15 protein-coding genes are annotated in these 16,762 nt (G+C 71.5%); 6 read left to right on the top strand and 9 right to left on the bottom strand.

Annotation, left to right across the window (positions count from 1 at the left end; translation table 11 throughout):
• The first annotated feature begins 10 nt into the window (after positions 1-10).
• The 3 genes from WME75_RS13625 to WME75_RS13615 are packed head-to-tail and all read left to right on the top strand — an operon-like array spanning position 11 to position 5,594.
• Positions 11-886 carry a hypothetical protein gene (locus tag WME75_RS13625; RefSeq protein ID WP_437490394.1) on the top strand — a complete coding sequence of 292 codons (876 nt, stop codon included), beginning with the start codon at positions 11-13 and terminating at the stop codon, positions 884-886.
• Positions 883-3,081, top strand: coding sequence for a hypothetical protein (locus WME75_RS13620; protein WP_437490391.1), 2,199 nt, complete (start codon positions 883-885; stop codon positions 3,079-3,081). The genes WME75_RS13625 and WME75_RS13620 overlap by 4 nt, the downstream gene beginning before the upstream one ends.
• On the top strand, positions 3,078-5,594 hold the full coding sequence (locus tag WME75_RS13615) for a helicase HerA-like domain-containing protein (protein ID WP_437490388.1): 2,517 nt from the start codon (positions 3,078-3,080) through the stop codon (positions 5,592-5,594). The genes WME75_RS13620 and WME75_RS13615 overlap by 4 nt, the downstream gene beginning before the upstream one ends.
• A 142-nt stretch (positions 5,595-5,736) precedes the next feature.
• On the opposite strand, the gene WME75_RS13610 is transcribed toward WME75_RS13615, so the two are convergent.
• Together WME75_RS13610 and WME75_RS13605 are read right to left on the bottom strand one after the other, a co-directional pair.
• Positions 5,737-6,015, bottom strand: a complete 279-nt coding sequence (locus WME75_RS13610; RefSeq protein WP_437490385.1) for a hypothetical protein — start codon at positions 6,013-6,015, stop codon at positions 5,737-5,739.
• Positions 6,016-6,154: 139 nt separating this feature from the next.
• Positions 6,155-7,015 carry a hypothetical protein gene (locus WME75_RS13605; RefSeq protein ID WP_437490384.1) on the bottom strand — a complete coding sequence of 287 codons (861 nt, stop codon included), beginning with the start codon at positions 7,013-7,015 and terminating at the stop codon, positions 6,155-6,157.
• Positions 7,016-7,644: 629 nt separating this feature from the next.
• Here WME75_RS13605 and WME75_RS13600 point away from each other — a divergent pair.
• Entirely contained in the window at positions 7,645-8,124 is a 480-nt protein-coding gene (locus WME75_RS13600) for a hypothetical protein (RefSeq protein WP_437490381.1), read from the top strand.
• Between the two features lie 67 nt (positions 8,125-8,191).
• Positions 8,192-9,280: a HisA/HisF-related TIM barrel protein gene (locus WME75_RS13595; RefSeq protein ID WP_437490378.1), complete on the top strand. Its 1,089-nt coding sequence runs from the start codon at positions 8,192-8,194 to the stop codon at positions 9,278-9,280.
• A gap of 62 nt (positions 9,281-9,342) precedes the next feature.
• Here WME75_RS13595 and WME75_RS13590 read toward each other — a convergent pair whose 3' ends face one another.
• Positions 9,343-10,824, bottom strand: coding sequence for a protein adenylyltransferase SelO (locus tag WME75_RS13590; protein WP_437490375.1), 1,482 nt, complete (start codon positions 10,822-10,824; stop codon positions 9,343-9,345).
• A gap of 115 nt (positions 10,825-10,939) precedes the next feature.
• The gene (locus WME75_RS13585; RefSeq protein WP_437490373.1) at positions 10,940-11,194 is read right to left on the bottom strand and encodes a hypothetical protein; all 255 of its coding nucleotides are present in this window, start codon (positions 11,192-11,194) and stop codon (positions 10,940-10,942) included.
• 401 nt (positions 11,195-11,595) lie between these two features.
• Here WME75_RS13585 and WME75_RS13580 point away from each other — a divergent pair, with 401 nt between their 5' ends.
• Positions 11,596-12,096 carry a hypothetical protein gene (locus tag WME75_RS13580; RefSeq protein WP_437490370.1) on the top strand — a complete coding sequence of 167 codons (501 nt, stop codon included), beginning with the start codon at positions 11,596-11,598 and terminating at the stop codon, positions 12,094-12,096.
• A 34-nt stretch (positions 12,097-12,130) separates the two neighbouring features.
• Here WME75_RS13580 and WME75_RS13575 read toward each other — a convergent pair whose 3' ends face one another.
• The 5 genes from WME75_RS13575 to WME75_RS13555 are packed head-to-tail and all read right to left on the bottom strand — an operon-like array spanning position 12,131 to position 16,762.
• Positions 12,131-14,284 carry a hypothetical protein gene (locus tag WME75_RS13575; protein ID WP_437490367.1) on the bottom strand — a complete coding sequence of 718 codons (2,154 nt, stop codon included), beginning with the start codon at positions 14,282-14,284 and terminating at the stop codon, positions 12,131-12,133.
• A gap of 19 nt (positions 14,285-14,303) precedes the next feature.
• Positions 14,304-15,266, bottom strand: coding sequence for a hypothetical protein (locus WME75_RS13570; RefSeq protein WP_437490364.1), 963 nt, complete (start codon positions 15,264-15,266; stop codon positions 14,304-14,306).
• Positions 15,259-15,852: an RNA polymerase sigma factor gene (locus tag WME75_RS13565; RefSeq protein WP_437490361.1), complete on the bottom strand. Its 594-nt coding sequence runs from the start codon at positions 15,850-15,852 to the stop codon at positions 15,259-15,261. Before WME75_RS13565 ends, WME75_RS13570 begins: the two co-directional genes overlap by 8 nt.
• Positions 15,849-16,370 carry an RHS repeat domain-containing protein gene (locus WME75_RS13560; RefSeq protein ID WP_437490358.1) on the bottom strand — a complete coding sequence of 174 codons (522 nt, stop codon included), beginning with the start codon at positions 16,368-16,370 and terminating at the stop codon, positions 15,849-15,851. Before WME75_RS13560 ends, WME75_RS13565 begins: the two co-directional genes overlap by 4 nt.
• Entirely contained in the window at positions 16,367-16,762 is a 396-nt protein-coding gene (locus tag WME75_RS13555; RefSeq protein ID WP_437490355.1) for a hypothetical protein, read from the bottom strand. The genes WME75_RS13560 and WME75_RS13555 overlap by 4 nt, the downstream gene beginning before the upstream one ends.

Raw genomic sequence — 16,762 nt, 5'->3', positions numbered from 1 at the left:
CTCGCCGGTAGTGAGGCTCCTCGGGGTCCTCGAGTCGCAGAAGCAGCTCGGCGGCGCGTCGTACCCGCCGACGCTCGAGCGGCTCGCCGAGCTGAGCGGTGACACGCCCGCGGTGACGGCCAAGGCGCTGGCCACCAGGGAGGCGAAGGCGCGCGTGCTGCTTTCCCGCGGCGTGGGAGGCAAGAAGAAACCAGCGCCCGGTACCACGCTCGTGCTGCTCGCGGACGACCTCCAGGCGGTCGCGCAGTCCGATCGGCTCCTGGAGCTGCAGCTCCAGTCGGCGCGCACGGCCGGCGCGCCCGCGGTCGCTCTGGCGCAGCTCCCCAAGGGCCTCCTGCCTGCCTTGAGCCGCGCGTTCAAGGCGGCGATCGAGCAGCGCATCGCCGAGCGCCGGCTCCCCCGGACCCTGGGCGCCTTGACCGGTAAGAAACCGCTGTTCTTCTTCATCGCAGACGCCGTCCTCCCGGCCGCCGGCGCGCCGGCGCACCCCGCCGCGCCCGCGACCCGCGGCGCTCCCCTCCACGCGGCCCCCGACGGCGCCCCCCGCCACACGCTCCCCGACGCCCCCCGCGACGCCGCTCCCCACCCCGCCGACGCCGACGCCGCCGCCGCCCCCTTCGCCGATCGCTTCGACGCCGCCTTCGCCGCCCTCGACCGCGACGCCGGCGGCCACAACTACGTCACCCTCCACGCCCTCCGCGCCGCGCTCCCCGACATCCCGCGCGCCATCTTCGACGCGGAGCTCGCCGCGCTCCGGCGGCAGCGGCGCTACTCGCTCGACCCGTCCGACGGGCGCCACCACCAGATGGCCGAGGCGGAGCGCGACGCCGGCATCACGGAGGCCGGCAACCTGCTCGTCTACGTGGCGCAGAGGCACGACGCATGAGCAGCGAAGAGCCCACCTTCGAGCGCTTCCTCGCGGCGGTCCGGGGCACAAACCCGTTCCGCAGCCACCGCATCACCGACGTCGGCAGCACCGAGGCCACCGTCGCGTCGATCCACAAGAACGCCTTCAACAAGCTCGTGCGCGTCGTGCAGGACGCCGCGAAGGAGCCGACGAGCCTCGGCGCGCTGCTCATCGGCGCGCCCGGCGTCGGCAAGAGCCACCTGCTCGCGCGGCTGTTCCAGTGGGCCGGGGAAGACAAGGCGACCATCGTCTACCTGCACAACATCCTCGCCTCGCCCGAGCGGATGCTCCGGTACGTGCTCAACGCGACCGTCAGCGACCTCGCGGGGCACCGCGGGAGCGACTACACGCAGTCGCGCCTCTACACCATCCTCAACCGCGCCCTCATCAGGACGGGCGCGCTCAAGGGCCGCAAGATGATGACCGGGCCCAAGGCGATCGAGGCGCGCAAGGAAGCGCTGGCCCGCCTCGGCGCCCAGATCGACCCCCAGAGCGCGGTCATCCCCGTGCTCAACGCGTTCCTCACCGGGACCTCGCACGGGAGCCTCGGCGACGCCGGCGCCGAGAAGCGCGCCCACGCGGCGGTGCTCTGGCTCTCCGGCGAGACCCTCGGGCCCGACGAGGCGCGCCTGCTCGACCAGGCGGCCGGCGACGACGGCCTCGCCCTCGCAGACGACGCCGCGGCCGAGCGCGTCCTCCACGTCCTCTCGCACCTCTGCGCGCTCGCCGAGCTCCCGCTCGTGCTCTGCCTCGACCAGATCGACAACCTCGATCCGGACGCCGTGCGCGCCCTGACGTCGTACGCGCACGCGCTGCTCGACCGGGCAAAGCACCTCGTGATCATCGTCTCCGGCGTGAAGCAGTCCATGCTCTCCATGCGCGCCGGCGAGGTGATCCCGGCGGCCGCGTGGGACCGGATCGCCGAGCGGATCCTCGAGCTGCACATGATCTCGCCCGAGGAAGCCCGCGCCATCCTCGAGGGCCGGCTCGACGCCGCGCTCTCCGGCTTCGAGGAGAAGGAGATCGAGGAGGTCATCGCCGCGCGGAAGCGCGATCGGCTGTTCCCGCTCGGCGGCGAGTGGCTCGAGCAGCGCCTCGACGGCGTGCAGGAGCTCCGGCCGCGCGACGCGATCCTCTGGGCGCGGGACCGCTGGGAGGCACAGCAGGATCGGCTCGCCGCCGTCGGCGGCAAGCGCTGGCTCAAGGAGTGGCCCGGCCCGGGCGACGACAGACCGAAGCCGCCCGTGCCGAAGCTCGAGGACGTCATCGACGCCGAGGTGAGAAAGAAGCTCGAGGAAGGCAAGAACCGCCGCCGGCTGCAGCAGGCGTCGCTCCCGCCCGACGAGGACAACCTCGCGAGCCTGACGCACCACCTGCTCGCCAGGTGCGCCGGCCAGGGCGGCGCGACGCTCCTGAGCGTCGAGCACCTCACCCCGAAGAAGCGGGGCAAGGCCCCGGCGTATCACCTGCTGGCCAGGGAGAAGCGCGCCGACGGCGTGATCGTGAGCACCGGCGTGACGTTCCTCTGCGCGCCGAGCGGGCACGGCGCGCGGATGCCGCTCCAGCGCATGGTCGACGACACGAAGCACACGGACAAGCGCATCCTTGTCACCGACGAGGAGCGCCGGCCGCTGCGGCTGGGCGGCGCCGGCAAGGCCGCGTACGACGCGCTCTGCAAGCTGGGCCGCCAGCGCTTCCTCCACCTCCACCTCGACTTCTCCGGGCACGCGGAGCTCGACTCGCTGGCGGGGCTCCTCGGCGCCGCGAGGAGCCAGGACCTCGAGATCGAGCACCCGCGCGGGCAGTACCGCAAGGTGACCGAGGCCGAGGTGATGGCGTCGTTCCACCGCCAGAGCCTGCTGCTGGCGCCCCCGCTGCTGCGCGAGCTGCTCACCGAGGAGATCGTGAAGGGCGGCACGGACTCGGTGCCGCCTCCGGCGTGGGACCCTCAGCAGACGCGGGAGCACATCATGGCCGAGCTGTCGTGGCGCCTCGGCCTGATGGCGAAGGAGCTCGCGCAGATCTTCGCGACGCGCAAGAAGCTGCCGGAGAAGCGCTTCCCGGAGGTCTGGTCGCACCTCAAGAAGACGGCGCAGGCGCTCCATGACGAGGGCCACGTCCACGCCACGGCGACGGACGACGACCTCTTCGTCCAGCTCCGGAGCAGGAAGTGAGGCTCGTCCACGTCAACGTGACCCAGCTCCGCGTCGCGGCGACGTGCCCGAGGCTCCACTGGTTCGACACCCGCGCGACGGCCGAGCGGCAGGACGGGAAGAAGGTCGTGAGCCGCATCTGGCGCAAGGGCGGGGCGACGCCCGGCTGCGGCGCGCTGTTCCACACCGCGGTGGAGCGCTTCAACGCCGCCGCGCGGAGCTCGGACGAGGTGCTGTCGGCGCTGGAGGCCGCCCGCGACGCCGTGAGCCTCCAGCAGGCGCTGATGCGCTGGTTCAACGCCTCGTGCCTGAACCTCGACGCGCTCGCGGCGCGCCCGGTGCCGCTGCGGCTCGGCTTCATCTCCGCGGTCCAGCGCTACATGGAGGAGCTCGCGCGGCTCGCGGTGCACGCGAGGGCGGCCGGCCTGCCCGCGGCGGAGCTCCGGAACCAGCTCTTCGGGGACTCGCGCAAGCGGGTCGACGTGACGTTCCACGTGGGGGAGGACGTCCACGTCCACGTGACCGGGGCGATCGACTACGTGTACTTCGATCCGCGGCTCGGGAAGCACCGCATCGTGGACTACAAGCTCACGCCCGCGACCTCCCCGAACAGCGATCTGTTCCAGGTCTTCACCTACGCGCTGATGCACCATCACCAGCACGGCACGCAACCGGACGTGGCGGTGTTCTATCTGCACCCCACGCGCAGCGTCCGGGAGGCGCGCTGGGAGGAGATCGAGGCGAAGCGCGGCAAGGTCTACGAGCTCATCGCCAGCATGGTGGCCTGGTCCGACCACGCGCTGGGCGCCGGGGGGCTGCCGCCGCCGGGCGACCGCGCGAGCTGCGACGGCTGCAAGCACGAGCGCACCGGGGCGTGCGTCGCGGAGCTCGGCCCCAAGGACGGGGGCGCGTGGGACCGCCGCTGGACGGCGCTCGAGGCCACCCGCGGCGGCGGCGGCGCGCGCGACGCGCAGGAGGAGCGCGAGCGCGTCGCCGCCGGCGCGGCGGCGGACGGGCCGGCGGCCGGCGAGCCGATGGCGGACGAGCCGATGGTGGAGGACGATCCCGAGCTCGAAGAGGCGCTGGCGGTCGTGAAGCCGGCGGGCGAGCGCCCGAAGCCGGCGCCGGCGATGAGCCGTGGGCCAAAGGCGCCGGCGGAAGCGCCGCCGAGCGGTGAGCGCGCGACCCCCGCGGAGCTCGACACGAGAGCGAGGCCGCCGGGGGCCCGGGCCGCGGACGTCAGCGGCATGCTCCTCGGATTCGACGACGGCGGCTCGCCCGTCTGCATGGACCCTGCGGTGCTGCGGACGCACGTCTCGGTCGTCGGCGCTGCGGGGAGCGGCAAGACCTGGATGGCCAAGATCATCGCGGAGGAGGCGCTGCGCGCCGGTGTTCCCGTCCTGGCGATCGACCCCCAGGGCGATCTCGTCCAGATGATGGAGGCGCGCCCGCCCGCCGACGTGCCGGCGGAGCTGCGCCGCGCGTGGGAGGAGCTCCAGGAGCGCATGGAGCCGCGCATCCTCACCCCCGGGTCCTCGCACGGCCAGCGGCTCTGCCTCGACCCCCTGCGGCTCCCGAGCGCGAGCGAGCTCTCGCACATCGCGAACCCCGCGCTCCGCGCCGAGGAGGAGGAGGGCTTGCTCGTGGCGGTGGCGGCCAACCTCGTCAGCCTGTGCGCGTGCGGCGGCGAGGAGGAGTCGCAGCGGACGTTCCTCTATCAGGTGCTGCGGCACCTGCCGCGCGCGGCGCCGGTCCGGCTGAGAGACATCGTGGCTGCCGTCACCGCCCCCGAGGACCTGGGCATGGACGAGGTGGATACCCTCATCCGCAAGTCCGAGCGCGAACGGCTCGCGCGCCGACTCAACACGTTCGTGCAGGGGCCGTCGGCGCGGCTGTTCTCGGGGGGGACGCGCCTCGACTTCACCGAGCTGCTCCGGCCCTCGAAGCCGGGGCGCGTCCCGCTCAACATCGTTTACCTGAACGCGCTCAGCAACGACGACGAGAAGCATTTCTTCCTCGCGGCCCTCGCGACCGAGCTGTACCGCTGGATGATCACGACGGTGGACGCGACCTCCGGCGGCGTGAACCTGCTCTTCTACATCGACGAGGCGCGCGACTGGATCCCGGCCGGCGGCAGCAAGCCCCCTGCCAAGCAGCCGCTCATCCGGCTCTTCACGCAGGGCCGGAAGTACGGTGTGGGTTGCTTGCTGTGCACCCAGAGCCCTCGCTCGGTCGATTACAACGTGTTCGGCAACACGAGCACGAAATTCATCGGGCGGCTCGAGGCGTCCCAGGACGTGGATCGGGTGATCGACTGGTTCACGCTCGAGGGCGGGGCTCCTCCCTGGGTCGCCGCGCGCAAGGGGGCGCCGAAGGGGAGCTTCGTCGCGCGCTGGCCCGACATGCCCGCGGAGCTCGCGGGCCGCGCGTTCAAGGGGCGGACGCTCTTCACGCGCCACGCCGGCGCGTGGTCGCCCGACCTCGTGGAGCGGGCGGTGACGGCGGCGGGGCTCCGCGGGGCGGCCGGCGGGTGAAAAGCGCGGCACCGGATCATCGAGCCGCTCGGATGCCTTGGGCAGCGGTAGAACTTCGACGTCGCGCGTCGCGTGCATCACGAGAAGGTGTCTCACAGCGTCCGGCAAACTCGCGAGATCACCGGCCTGGGCAGAAGGCGCATCACGGCAGCGGGCGCTCCGGCAGAGGCGGCGGTGGGCGGCCGAAGAAGAGGTGCCAGTAGTTCCAGGACTTCGGGTCCATCACGCCCGGGGGAGCGTGCTCCAGCGCGTCCAGCAAGGCCCGATCGCCCATCGCGCGCCGCACGGCCCTCACGTCCTCCGCCGTTCCGAGCGTCATCACCTGACAGAGAAAATGATGCGGGCGGGCGAGGGTGACCGAGGGCGGTTGCCACCAGACGTACCTGGCTGCAAGCTCACGGAGCTCGGCGTCGGTGCTCACGAACCAATCCTACCGCGTTGCGGCCCATGCGGCCACTGCATGGCGGTGCTCCTGCTCCGGCCGGCAGCAGGAGACCGAGGACACGATGCGCCTGCGGGGCAGGTCCGGGTCGCCGATCTGCAACGGGCTGGGAGGACGGTCACTCGGTTGTGCAGTCGGGCGCCGCGCTCGGGTCGGCTACCCACGCCGCGAGGCGCGCGGTTCCGGCATCGCCCCACGCATCGTGCACAAGCTGGTTGAGCCGGCACCACTCATGGCGTGTCTGCTGGATCGCGAGCGACTTCGCCGCCTCATGCTGCGCCGTGCGATCCGACAACGAGCTCTTGTCCTTGCTGAGCTCGTCGTGCGTCATCGCGACCGGGGCCGGACAGTAGTCCCCTGGCTCGTAATGGACCGTGCCCGAGACGAGCCCATAGGCGGTCGTCCTCCGGTGGCGGACCGTCACGATCGCGTACTCCGGGTACGGGGCCTCCGCGTCGCGAACCAAGGCCGTCTGCCTCGGCTTGTCGCCCTGCACGACGACGAAGCCCGTCGACGGAATCACGGCGTACGGCGTGAGCCGGGGGAAAGCGGTGAGCGACTGATCCACGAGGGCGTCGCCGCCGAGCTCGACCCAGTTCGTGTGGGAGTAGAAGTCCTGCACCGCGTGCAGCGAACGGGAAAAGGCCAGCAGGGCCAGGGCATCTCCATCCAGCAGCGCGATACCCGGGCCCAGCGCTTTCACGGCCCTGGCCTGGTACTCGGCCACGAAGGCGGCGCCGCCGCTGAAGTTGCAGTCATCGAAGTGGGCGGCATTGAAGAGAAGGAATGTGGGGTCCGTGGACACGTTGCCGGCGATCAGGGCCTTGAGCACGGCAGGCTTCAGGAACGCCAGCGCCGTGCCGGTGATCTCTTCGTGGTTCGGCTCCCCCGGCGCCGTCGAAAATTCATGGGCGCTCTCTTCGAGCGCCTCGACCGTTCCAGTCTCGCCGGCGCAGCCGAGCGTCAGCGCGAGACCCATGACTCCCAATCCGAGCGCAGCGTGTTGATTCATGCTCCGCGCAATTGCAAAGCGCGATCCAGGCGTTCGAGCTGAGCGTTGGCTGGATGAAACGCACGCGAGGAGTTTGCACGAGCGCGCCGGCGGCCGATGACGGCACCTCATCCCCCGCCGTCATCTCCCACGCGCGACCTGCACACCTGCCCCACTGCGACATTTCGCCACGCGCTTCCGCGAAAGACACGATGTGTGAGAGTCGGCGTCCACCGGCGGCCCATCGCATTCGATGCGAGCATCGTGGAGCGGCTACCGTCCGCCGCGATCGACAGGACAACGCTGCGGGACGCGCTCACCTCCGACGGACGGCGTGGAGCCCGCGCGCTGCTGCGTCGGCCTCCTTGACAAACGGGGACAGCCGTAAGGTACGCTGCCTTGCCATGAGGCGTGGTGACGGCGCGACGGAAAGAAGGCGGTGGCCTCTCGCGCTGATCGCAGCGCTCTGCGGATGCCGAGGAGCGTCCATACAATCGAACGAGACGCCGGTCGCGAGCGCGACCGCCCCGGCCAGCGGTACGAGCGCCGTCGCGACGTCGCACGCTCCACCGGTCACGGGCCAGGCAGCGCCTTCCAGAGACGAGGTGGCCAGACGATTGGCCGACATCGGCCCGGGAGAGGAGCGTGAAATCGGCGAGGGCGTCCTCATGACAATGCACAGGCTGCAGGCCACACAGCCGGTCGGAGATGGATGGCACCACGCCCAGTCGACCGAAGGCTCGTTCTCCGTGGAGTTGCCACTACCTTTCAACGACTTTCGAGTGCGCTCCCAGGCGACCGACAACGTGGAGATGCGCACGCATACAGTGGGCGGAAAAACCCCTGGACTGCTCGCATGGTCCGCGAGCTGCCTGGCGCGGCGTGACGGAAAGCTCGGGCCGGAGGCTCGCGCGCCCGGGCCGGACAAGATCGCGGTGAAGGGCACGCCGCCGGTGGCACACTCTCGGTCGGTGGATTTCGACGACATGACCTGCATCCTCATCGTCGAGGCCCAGGGCTCGGATCCGCTGCCGCCCGAGGCCGATCGGCGACGCTTTCTCCATTCACTCCAGCGGACGGGAAGACCGGCCTGGTGAGGTGAGATGGTCGGCGAGACCGGCCGGCGATAGCGCTCCGGTCGGGGCGAGTGCTAAACACCTGCCCGTGACCTCACCGCTGCTCTCTCCCTTCTCCTTTCCGAACGGCCTCACCGCCAGGAACCGCGTCTGGCTCGCACCGCTCACGAACGGGCAAAGCCACGACGATGGCTCCCTGGGCGACGACGAGCTGCGCTGGCTCTCCTGCCGCGCGCAGGGCGGCTTCGGCGTCGTCGAGACCTGCGCCGCCCACGTCGCCGAGGACGGCAAGGCCTGGCAGGGCGAGCTCGGCGTCTTCGCCGACCGGCTGCTGCCCGGCCTGCGCCGGCTCGCGACCGAGATCGCCGCCCCCGGCGCCCTGGGCCTCGTCCAGCTCTTTCACGGCGGCCTCCGCGCCAATCCCCAGGTGTCCGGCGTGCCCACGTGGAGCGCCAGCGCCGTCGCCGAGCCGGACCTCCCCGTCCCCCGCGCCGCCACCGAGCAAGACATCCTCCTCGCAATGGACCGCTTCCGCGACGCCGCGGTGCGGGCGCTCTCCGCCGGCTTCGCGGGCGTCGAGCTGCACGGCGCCCACGGCTACCTCTTCGGCCAGTTCCTTTCCGCCACCCAGAACCGCCGCACCGACCGCTGGGGCGGCGCGTGGGAGAGCCGGGCTCGTCTCCTGCGCGAGACCCTCCGGGCGGTCCGCGCCGCGGTGCCCGCGTCCTTCGTGGTCGGCGTGCGCCTGTCGCCCGAGGACTGGGGCCAGGCCAGGGGGCTCGACCTCGACGAGAACCTCACGCTCGCCCGCTGGCTCGCCGAGGACGGCGCCGACTTCCTCCACCTCTCGCTGTGGGACTGGAGCAAGCCCTCGCAGAAACGCCCGGACACGCACCCGCTGCCGCTGTTCCGCGAGGCGGTGGGGGCGAGCCTGCCGCTCGTTGTCGCCGGCGGCGTCTGGACGCGCGCCGAGGCCGAGGCGCTCCTCGACAAGGGCGCCACCGCGGTCGCGCTGGGGCGCGCCGCCATCGTCAACCCCGACTGGCCGCAGCGCATCGCCGACCCCGCCTGGCAGCCGCGGCGGCCGCCGCTCACGCGCGCCGAGCTGTACGAGCGCGGCGTCTCCGAGACGTTCGCCGGGTACCTGCGGCGATGGAAAGGCTTCGTGGCCGACTGACGGCCCCCCTCACCCGAGACGTCGACCGGAGGGAGTGAGGCCCCCCCGCGCGCGATCCGCCGTCACGTCCCGCAGAACGTGTGCTGCACGCGCTCGTCCGGCTGCGGGGGCTCGCTCAGGTGGGCGTTCTCCGGCTGATCCTCGTACGGTCGCGCGAGCACCCGCACGAGCGTCTCGAAGGGCTCGAGGTCGTTCCGGAGAACGGCAGCCTGGATGAGCGCCTCGATCCGATGATTGCGCGGGATGAACGCCGGATTGACGAGCCGCATCGCGCTCGCGCGCGCGCTGTCGTCGACGCGCTCGACGTCCTCCCTGGCGAGCCGCCGGCGCCACCCCTCGGCCCAGTCGCGGAAGGCGCCGGGCTCCGCGAACAGCGAGGCCACCTGCGCGTCGGCGGCGGGGTCGGCCGCGGAAGCGCAGAGCCGGCGAAAGAAGACCGTGTAATCGACGCCGTTCGACGCGAGCCGCTCCAGCAGATCGGCGGCGAGCGCGAGGTCGTCGTCTTCCTCGCGCGCGAGCCCCAGCTTGGCGCGCAGGACGCGCTCGTGCGCCTCCACGAACAGGCCGGTGAAGCGCTCCACGCGCTCGGTCGCCACGCGGACGGCCTCCTCCTGGTCGTCGGCCAGGAGCGGCAAGAGCGCCTCGGCGAGCCGCAACATGTTCCACTGGGCGATGCGCGGCTGGTTCCCGAAGGCGTAGCGACCGCCCCGATCGATCGAGCTGAACTTCTTCGCAGGATCGTACTCGTCGAGGAACGCGCACGGCCCGTAATCGATGGTCTCGCCGGAGATCGACGTGTTGTCGGTGTTCATCACGCCGTGCACGAAGCCGACGCCGAGCCAGCGCGCGACGAGGTTGGCCTGCGCCTCGACGACGCGATCGAGCAGCGCCAGCGCGTCGTTGCCGCTGCCCACCGCCTCGGGGTAGTGCCGGGCGAGCGCGTACGAAGCGAGGGTGGCCAGCGCCTCGCGGTCATTGCGCGCGGCGAAGAACTGGAACGTGCCCACGCGAATGTGGCTCGCGGCCACGCGCGTGAGCACCGCGCCGGGGAGCACCTCCTCGCGATAGACCGGCTCGCCCGTCGTCACGGCGGCGAGCGCGCGCGTCGTCGGCACACCGAGCGCCGCCATGGCCTCGCTCACGACGTACTCGCGCAGCACGGGCCCGAGGGCGGCGCGCCCGTCTCCGCCGCGCGAGAACGGCGTCCGCCCTGCGCCCTTGAGCTGGATGTCGCGTCGCCTGCCGTCCTTGCCGACGACCTCGCCGAGCAGGATGGCCCGGCCATCCCCGAGCTGCCCCACGAAGCTGCCGAACTGGTGCCCCGCGTACGCGAGCGCGATCGGCTCGGCGCCCTCCGGCAGCGCGTTGCCCGCGAGCACCTGCGCCCCCTCCGCCGAAGCGAGCTGCTCGGCGTCGAGCCCGAGCACCTCCGCGAGCGCGCGGTTGACCTTCACGAGGCGCGGCTCGCGGACCCTGGCGGGCGAGACGCGCGCGTGGAAGCGGTCCGGGAGCCGGGCATAGGTGTTGTCGAAGGCGAACTTCATCGGCGAACCTCGTGGCGGGTGGGAGCCAGCGGCGTCATTCGAGCCGTCGTTCTACAGCAATCCGCGCGTCCGCGCCGCCCGGCAAACGAGGGAGCGCAGCAGCCCCCGCCCGCGCTCACTCGTACCACGTCGGCACGATCGCCCGCACCTCGGGCAGCGCGGCGATGCGGCAGACCTGGTCCCACGCCGCGTCCGAGAGCGCGCCATGGTGCGCGACGCACTCGGCATCTCCCGTGGGGAAGAGGTACAGCGTCTCGGCGGGCACATCGCACCCGGCGCGCCCTCGCGACGAGCCCGCCTGGATCGTGGGCGCGATGTCCCGCACGCGGGCGAGGAGCGCCTCGTCGCCCGTCGGCAAGCAAAACTCCACGGATCCATCGTTCACGCACCCCGTGTCCCTGGTGAATGCGAGCTTCTCGCTCGGACACGACGCCGCGGCGGGAAAAGGCTCCTCGGCATGCCCCTCACCCGGCGTGGACGGCGGCGCGGACGTACAGCTCGACAGGCACGTTACCAGCAAGCTGGAGATGGCGAATCGTCGCATGGCGCTCCCTCGGCGGCTGAGCATGCCACGCCTGCGCGCGCGGCGCCGGCAGGGTGTTTACCCGCCTGCCACGGAGGATCATCGCGGTCGGCCCCTGAAATGCCGAGCGCACCGCCTCGAGCGGCTCGCGGGGCGCGGGGCGCGCCCGGCGGGCGGCTCGGGGAAGCACGCCGGTGCGGTGGTCGTCAGCCGGCGCCCGGTCTGGTAGCGTACGCGTCGAGGTGCCTGTGCTCAAGCTGCCGAAAGATCTCGTCGCCGATCCGCGCCACGACGCGGTGTCCACCCTCCTCACGAAGCATGCAGGTTTGCTGTGGGAGAGCGGTCGAAACCGGGTGGCGAGCCTCCCGATGACCGAGGCGCTGGCCACCGAGCTTCGCCACGCGCTCCTGGCCGAGCACGCCTGCCACGGCCTCGAGCTCATCGCCGACAAGCTCGCGAGCGAGCAGAAAGGGCTGGATGCGCTGGCCAGGAAGGCCCCGGAGAATCCGCAGAACGCCCGCGCCTCTCGCCTCCTCTTTCTCGCGAACGACGGCAGCACCCGCTTCTATCGCGACTGCGACGCGCTCCTCTCCCGGTACAGGCAGCGCCTCATGGCCTGCCGGCTCGAACTTCCGGGCGAGGCGCTGGGCGAGAAGATCACGGGGAGCCCGAGGCTCATCCGGAGCGTGCTCGTCTTCGACAAGAAGGTCACCGCCAGGGCGCTGCTCGCCCTGCTCCCGCCAGGCTGACCCTGGGCGACGGGAGAGCGACAGGCGAGCGACGTCAGTTCGACGTGGTGACCGGGTAGCGGTAGAAGCCCTGCGCCCATTCGATGGTCCAGATGGCGGGCTCCACGTACACGTTCTTGTCCTCGCCCAGGATCATGTCGCGCTTGATCTTCGCCATCGCCGCCAGGAAGCCGCGACGGTCGTCCTCCATCTTCGGCCTCATCACGCTGGAGGGGGGGTACAGCTCCCTGACCTGCGCCACGGTCTGCTCGTCGTCGATCCACCGGTCGACCCCGCGCTCCCCGGCCGGGAGCGGGCCTCCGCGGTCCAGCCAGTCGCGCAGATCGTTATCCCCGCGGCTCACGCCGTCCGCGTGACAGCCGATGCACGAGCTGCCGACGTTCTGGCGGCGGTCCGGGATGGTATGGCCGATCTCGCTCGCCAGCTTCGCGTCCGTGAGGCCCCGGTGGAGGCGGGGATCTCGCACGGCGTTGACCATCGAATCGATCCGGCGCTGGCCGAAGCCGCCCCAGAGGGCGTACCCTTGCAAGCCGTTCGGTAGATCCCAGATGACCTCCTCCTCGGACTGCTGCATCCCCTCGGTCCCTGTGTAGTAGCGGCAGTTGGAGAACTGCGCGCCGGCGTAGCTCGGCTGCGGGTCGCACCCGGGCGGTGTTGAGTTGAACGGCTGCGCCAGCGTCGCGATGAAGCTGAACGTCTCCGCCAGCACGCCGCCGCCTGTCCCGCTGACGAACTTCGGGATCGGGTGCGCCCAGAAGGGGAATCGGATCTGCCCCGTCGCGTACGCTTCCTCGATCGTTGTCACGCCGTCCGCGAGCTGCCCGGTCCAGACGTCCCACGTCTTCCAGTAATATCCGCCGCTCGTCGTCCTGGCGCGCCAGTACATGCGGGAGTCGATGGGGTGGGCCTCCTTCGTCACCATGTACTCGTAGGACTTCATGCCCTCGTCCTTGATCACGCCGAGCTCGGCCTCGAGATCCTGCGCGTACCAGGGGATGGCCATGATCGCGCTGTACACGTCCGGACGGGTCAGCGTGAACACAAGCTGGCTGGCCTCGATGTAGTCCGTCTTGAACCCATCGACGAAGGGCGGCAGCGGCTCGCCGGTCGAGGCGCCCTCGACGTTGCCCGCGAGGACGCGCCCCCACACGAGCCGCGCGAAGCTCGGGTCTCGCTCGACCTCCGCCGTGTAGCTGTATTTCTCCTTCGTCGTGACGTCGCTGCCGACCGGCTCGCCCAGGTAGTTGACGGTCGTGTACCCGAAGAAGACGTCGTCGTCCGAGCCGCCGAAATGGAGCTTTGTGACGCCCTTGTTGTAGCCCCAGTAGTCGCGGGTATCGAAGCGGTACACGATGCCCTTGCCGTTGATGTCCGCCGGGTTCGCGACCTCGGGCGCCCAGCGCGCGGTGGAGTTCAGCGCCTTCGACAGCGCCACGCGAGCCACGTTGAGCTCGTCGGCGGAGACGCCGGCGTTGTGGAGCTCGTGCAGCGAGGCGTACTTGATGAACTCCGCGTCCGCCGCCGGGATCCCGGCTCTGTCCGCCTCGATCCAGCCCGTCACGTCCGTCTCGGAGATCTCCTCGTCCATCGGGACGGGGCGCGGTGTCTCCGGGAGGCCCGGCGCGACAGCGGCGGCCCACGCCTGGACGGCCTCGAGCATCTGCTGGTTCGCATCCATGCAGTCCGATCCGAAGCAGGCGTGCCGGTCGACGCCCATGCGGACGACGAGCTTGGAGTCCGCCGGCTGCTTGAAGTTCACGCGCGTGAGCGCGTATTCGTGCGCCAGCTTTGCGTCGACATCGGCGATGAGGGGCGCGGTGGCGCGGGTCTCGGTGCTGTGGCAGCTGGAGCAATTCGCGCGCAGCAGCGGATAGATGGCCGACGTGAAGGCCAGGAGCGAGACCGATCTGTCCACGAGCAGCGGGCAGACCTGCTCGACGTTCACACCGCCTCTTCCATCGCTGATCTCGTTGTACCCAGCCTCGCAGTCCGAGATCTCCACCGCGCCAGCGCCTGCGCTGCCTCCGGTTCCCGGGCCGCTCCGTGTGCCGGTGCCATGGTCACCGCCGCCGCCGCCGCCTCCGTCATTGCCGGCGCCATAGCCCAGGATCGAGATCCCGCACGCAGCGTTGAGCAGCGCGAGCGCCGAACAACAGCCGAGTGAAGTCAGGGCATGAAAGAGCCTCATGACAGAGCCTCCTGCCCGATCAATCTCCGAGCTTCTTCCTCGGGATCACGCTCTCGCCGCGCGCGTTGATGCCGGCTGCCGATTCGACACGATCGGCGTGAGGGCTGCCTGGATGCGCCTGGAGGAAGCGCCGCGCCGCCGCGTTTGCGCCCGCGCGATCTCCCTTGCTCGCCAGCGCCTCGACGCGGATCACGGCGGCCTCGTCGGCGAGCTGAGGGTCGGCGAACTCGCGCGCGTGGCGCGCCAGCAGCGCGAGGGCGGCCGCCGGATCGCCGCTTCGCAGCGCGCGCCGCGCCTTGTCGAGCAACGAGAGCTCGGAGGCCAGGGTCCGCGCGCTCCTCTCGCGCGCCCGGGGGCTGCCCGCCGCCGCGGCGGCGGGCGGGGGCGGCTCCTCGGCCGCGCGCTCCTCCGGGACGCGCGCCGGCTCCGTCCTGGCCGCGCCGGATGCGGGCGGCGCGGCGAGCGATGCCGGCGCGCCGAGCGCTTTCCGAGCCTGGTTCGCCGGCGCCGGCTCCGGCGCGTCGACGCTCGTCCATTCCACGACCCCGAGCGTGAGGATCCCCGCTACCGCGCCGATACCGAATGCGCTCAAGAGCCCGCCCAGGCCCGCCAGCTTCAGCGCGGAGGCCGCGCCCGCCACGACGCCGCCCGCCCCCGCAGCGCCTCCTGCCGCGACGCTGCCCGCCCCCGCAGCGCCGCCCACCCCTGCGACGCCGCCCACCCCTGCGACGCCGCCCACCCCTGCGACGCCGCCCGCCCCTGCGACGCCGCCCACCCCTGCGACGCCGCCCGCCCCCGCAGCGCTGCCCGCCCCCATCGCCGCTGCCGCGCTGCACGCGCCCGTCGCGGCGGCCGTGACGCCGAGCGCGACGAGCGTACGCCGGGTCAGGCCGATCGGCGGGCTCTCGTCGAGCGCCGCGCGGAGGAGCATCGTTTGCAGCTCACTCTCCTTCTGGTCCAGGAGGCGCTCAGGATCACTCATTGCACTCACCTCGAAAATGGGCCCGCGCCTCGAGCCGCCGCACGGCGGCCTGGAAGTGCTCGCGCGCGCGGCGAAGGCGGGAGGCGACCGTGCCCGCCGGGAGCTCGAGCATCACCGCGATATTCGCCATCGTCATCTGCTCCAGCTCGAACAGCACGAAGACTGCGCGCAGATCGAGCGGCATCGTGTCGAGGATCGCATCGAGCGCCGCGCGGGCGCGGGCGCGATCCATCATCTCCTCGGGATCCGGCGCCGGGTCGACGCTGTCGCGGGGCTCCTCCTCGAGGACCTCCCGGCGCCGCTGCTGCGTCCTCCGCGCGCGCGAGGCGACCCGCAGCGCCGTGCCGAACAGGAACGCCGACTCCCGGCCGAGCTCGATGTCCCCCAGCCTCCGGGCCACCACGAGGAAGACCTGCTGCACCGCGTCTTCCGCGTCGGCGCGCGGCACGCCGAGCCGGACAAGCGAGCGCCACACGAAGGCCGAGTGCTCCGCCACGAGCGCGGCGAGGCGCCCCGCCGCCACCCGGCTCTCGGGTGGAACGGCGGCAGGGAGATGCACCACGGTCAGCGCTTCGCCACGGCTCACAGCTCCTGCAATCTCCGGATCACGGCCTTCTGATCATCAAATCGAAAGGCCGGCGCCGATGTAGGGCGTCCAGGTGACCTCGGACACCTCCTGGACGCGCTGCGCCAGGCTCTCGACCACGAACATCGCCGCACCAGCGGCAGCGGAAATTGCGGTCCCTCTTGCGCTCTGAGCACGGACACGATCCGCCGATACGGTCTCGCATGCCGATCGTCCTCCGGGGGCGCTTGCTGAAAGCCGCCCGGGTCGACGTAGGCGAGCGGGTTGTTCAACACGTACGTGTACGGTTTCCACCTCTGCCCGAAGGCCGGAATCGACACGATCGGGTCCGTGGTCAAGAACCGCCCGATCCTGGGATCGTAGATCCTGCCCTTCAGGTTCACGAGCCCGAGCTCGTCGTCGCTCTCGTGCCCCGTGAACCCCTGCGTCGTCTCGCTGGAGAACGACGCAGGCACGCGCTCTCCCCAGACGGGGTTCCTGCGCTGCCCGAACGGGTCGTAGCTCCGTCGTTCGATCACGTCGCCGTCCTCGCACCGCTTTGCGTCACCATGTGCCGCAGGCGCTGCTTGTCGGCGAAGTAGCTCCGCTCCGTGACGGCGCCGTTGCCGAACACCTCCTCCCGGAAGCGCCCCGCGCGGTCCACGTCCGTCAAGCGCCAGTAGGCGGCGTCATAGCGGGTGATCCCGCCGGCCGCATCGGTGATGGCCTCGGTTCGCCCCAGCGGATCCTGCTCGGTCACGGTCACGTGATCGAGCGGGTCGGTGACGCGCGCGAGCGAGCCGTCGTACTCGGCCGTCGTGACCGCGTTCCACGGCGTCGTATGGCGCACTTCGCGGCCTACGGCGTCGTAGTCGTAGCGATCGTACAGGATCGCGCTCTCCGGGGTATCTTCCCTTGAACACCTGGTCAT

It is taken from the genome of Sorangium sp. So ce1014 (assembly GCF_051521505.1).
Classification (GTDB): Bacteria; Myxococcota_A; Polyangia; order Polyangiales; family Polyangiaceae; genus Sorangium.
The sequence above is the reverse complement of the archived record's forward strand: the minus strand, read 5'-3'. Positions and strand labels throughout refer to the sequence as shown.

What these genes read in the sequence shown, in the direction of transcription:
- WME75_RS13605 (WP_437490384.1), bottom strand. Translation starts at nt 7,015, where the DNA reads ATGGGTCTCGCGCTGACGCTCGGCTGCGCCGGCGAGACTGGAACGGTC.
- WME75_RS13575 (WP_437490367.1), bottom strand. Translation starts at nt 14,284, where the DNA reads ATGAGGCTCTTTCATGCCCTGACTTCACTCGGCTGTTGTTCGGCGCTC.
- WME75_RS13555 (WP_437490355.1), bottom strand. Translation starts at nt 16,762, where the DNA reads ATGACCAGGTGTTCAAGGGAAGATACCCCGGAGAGCGCGATCCTGTAC.
- WME75_RS13570 (WP_437490364.1), bottom strand. Translation starts at nt 15,266, where the DNA reads ATGAGTGATCCTGAGCGCCTCCTGGACCAGAAGGAGAGTGAGCTGCAA.
- WME75_RS13620 (WP_437490391.1), top strand. Translation starts at nt 883, where the DNA reads ATGAGCAGCGAAGAGCCCACCTTCGAGCGCTTCCTCGCGGCGGTCCGG.
- WME75_RS13590 (WP_437490375.1), bottom strand. Translation starts at nt 10,824, where the DNA reads ATGAAGTTCGCCTTCGACAACACCTATGCCCGGCTCCCGGACCGCTTC.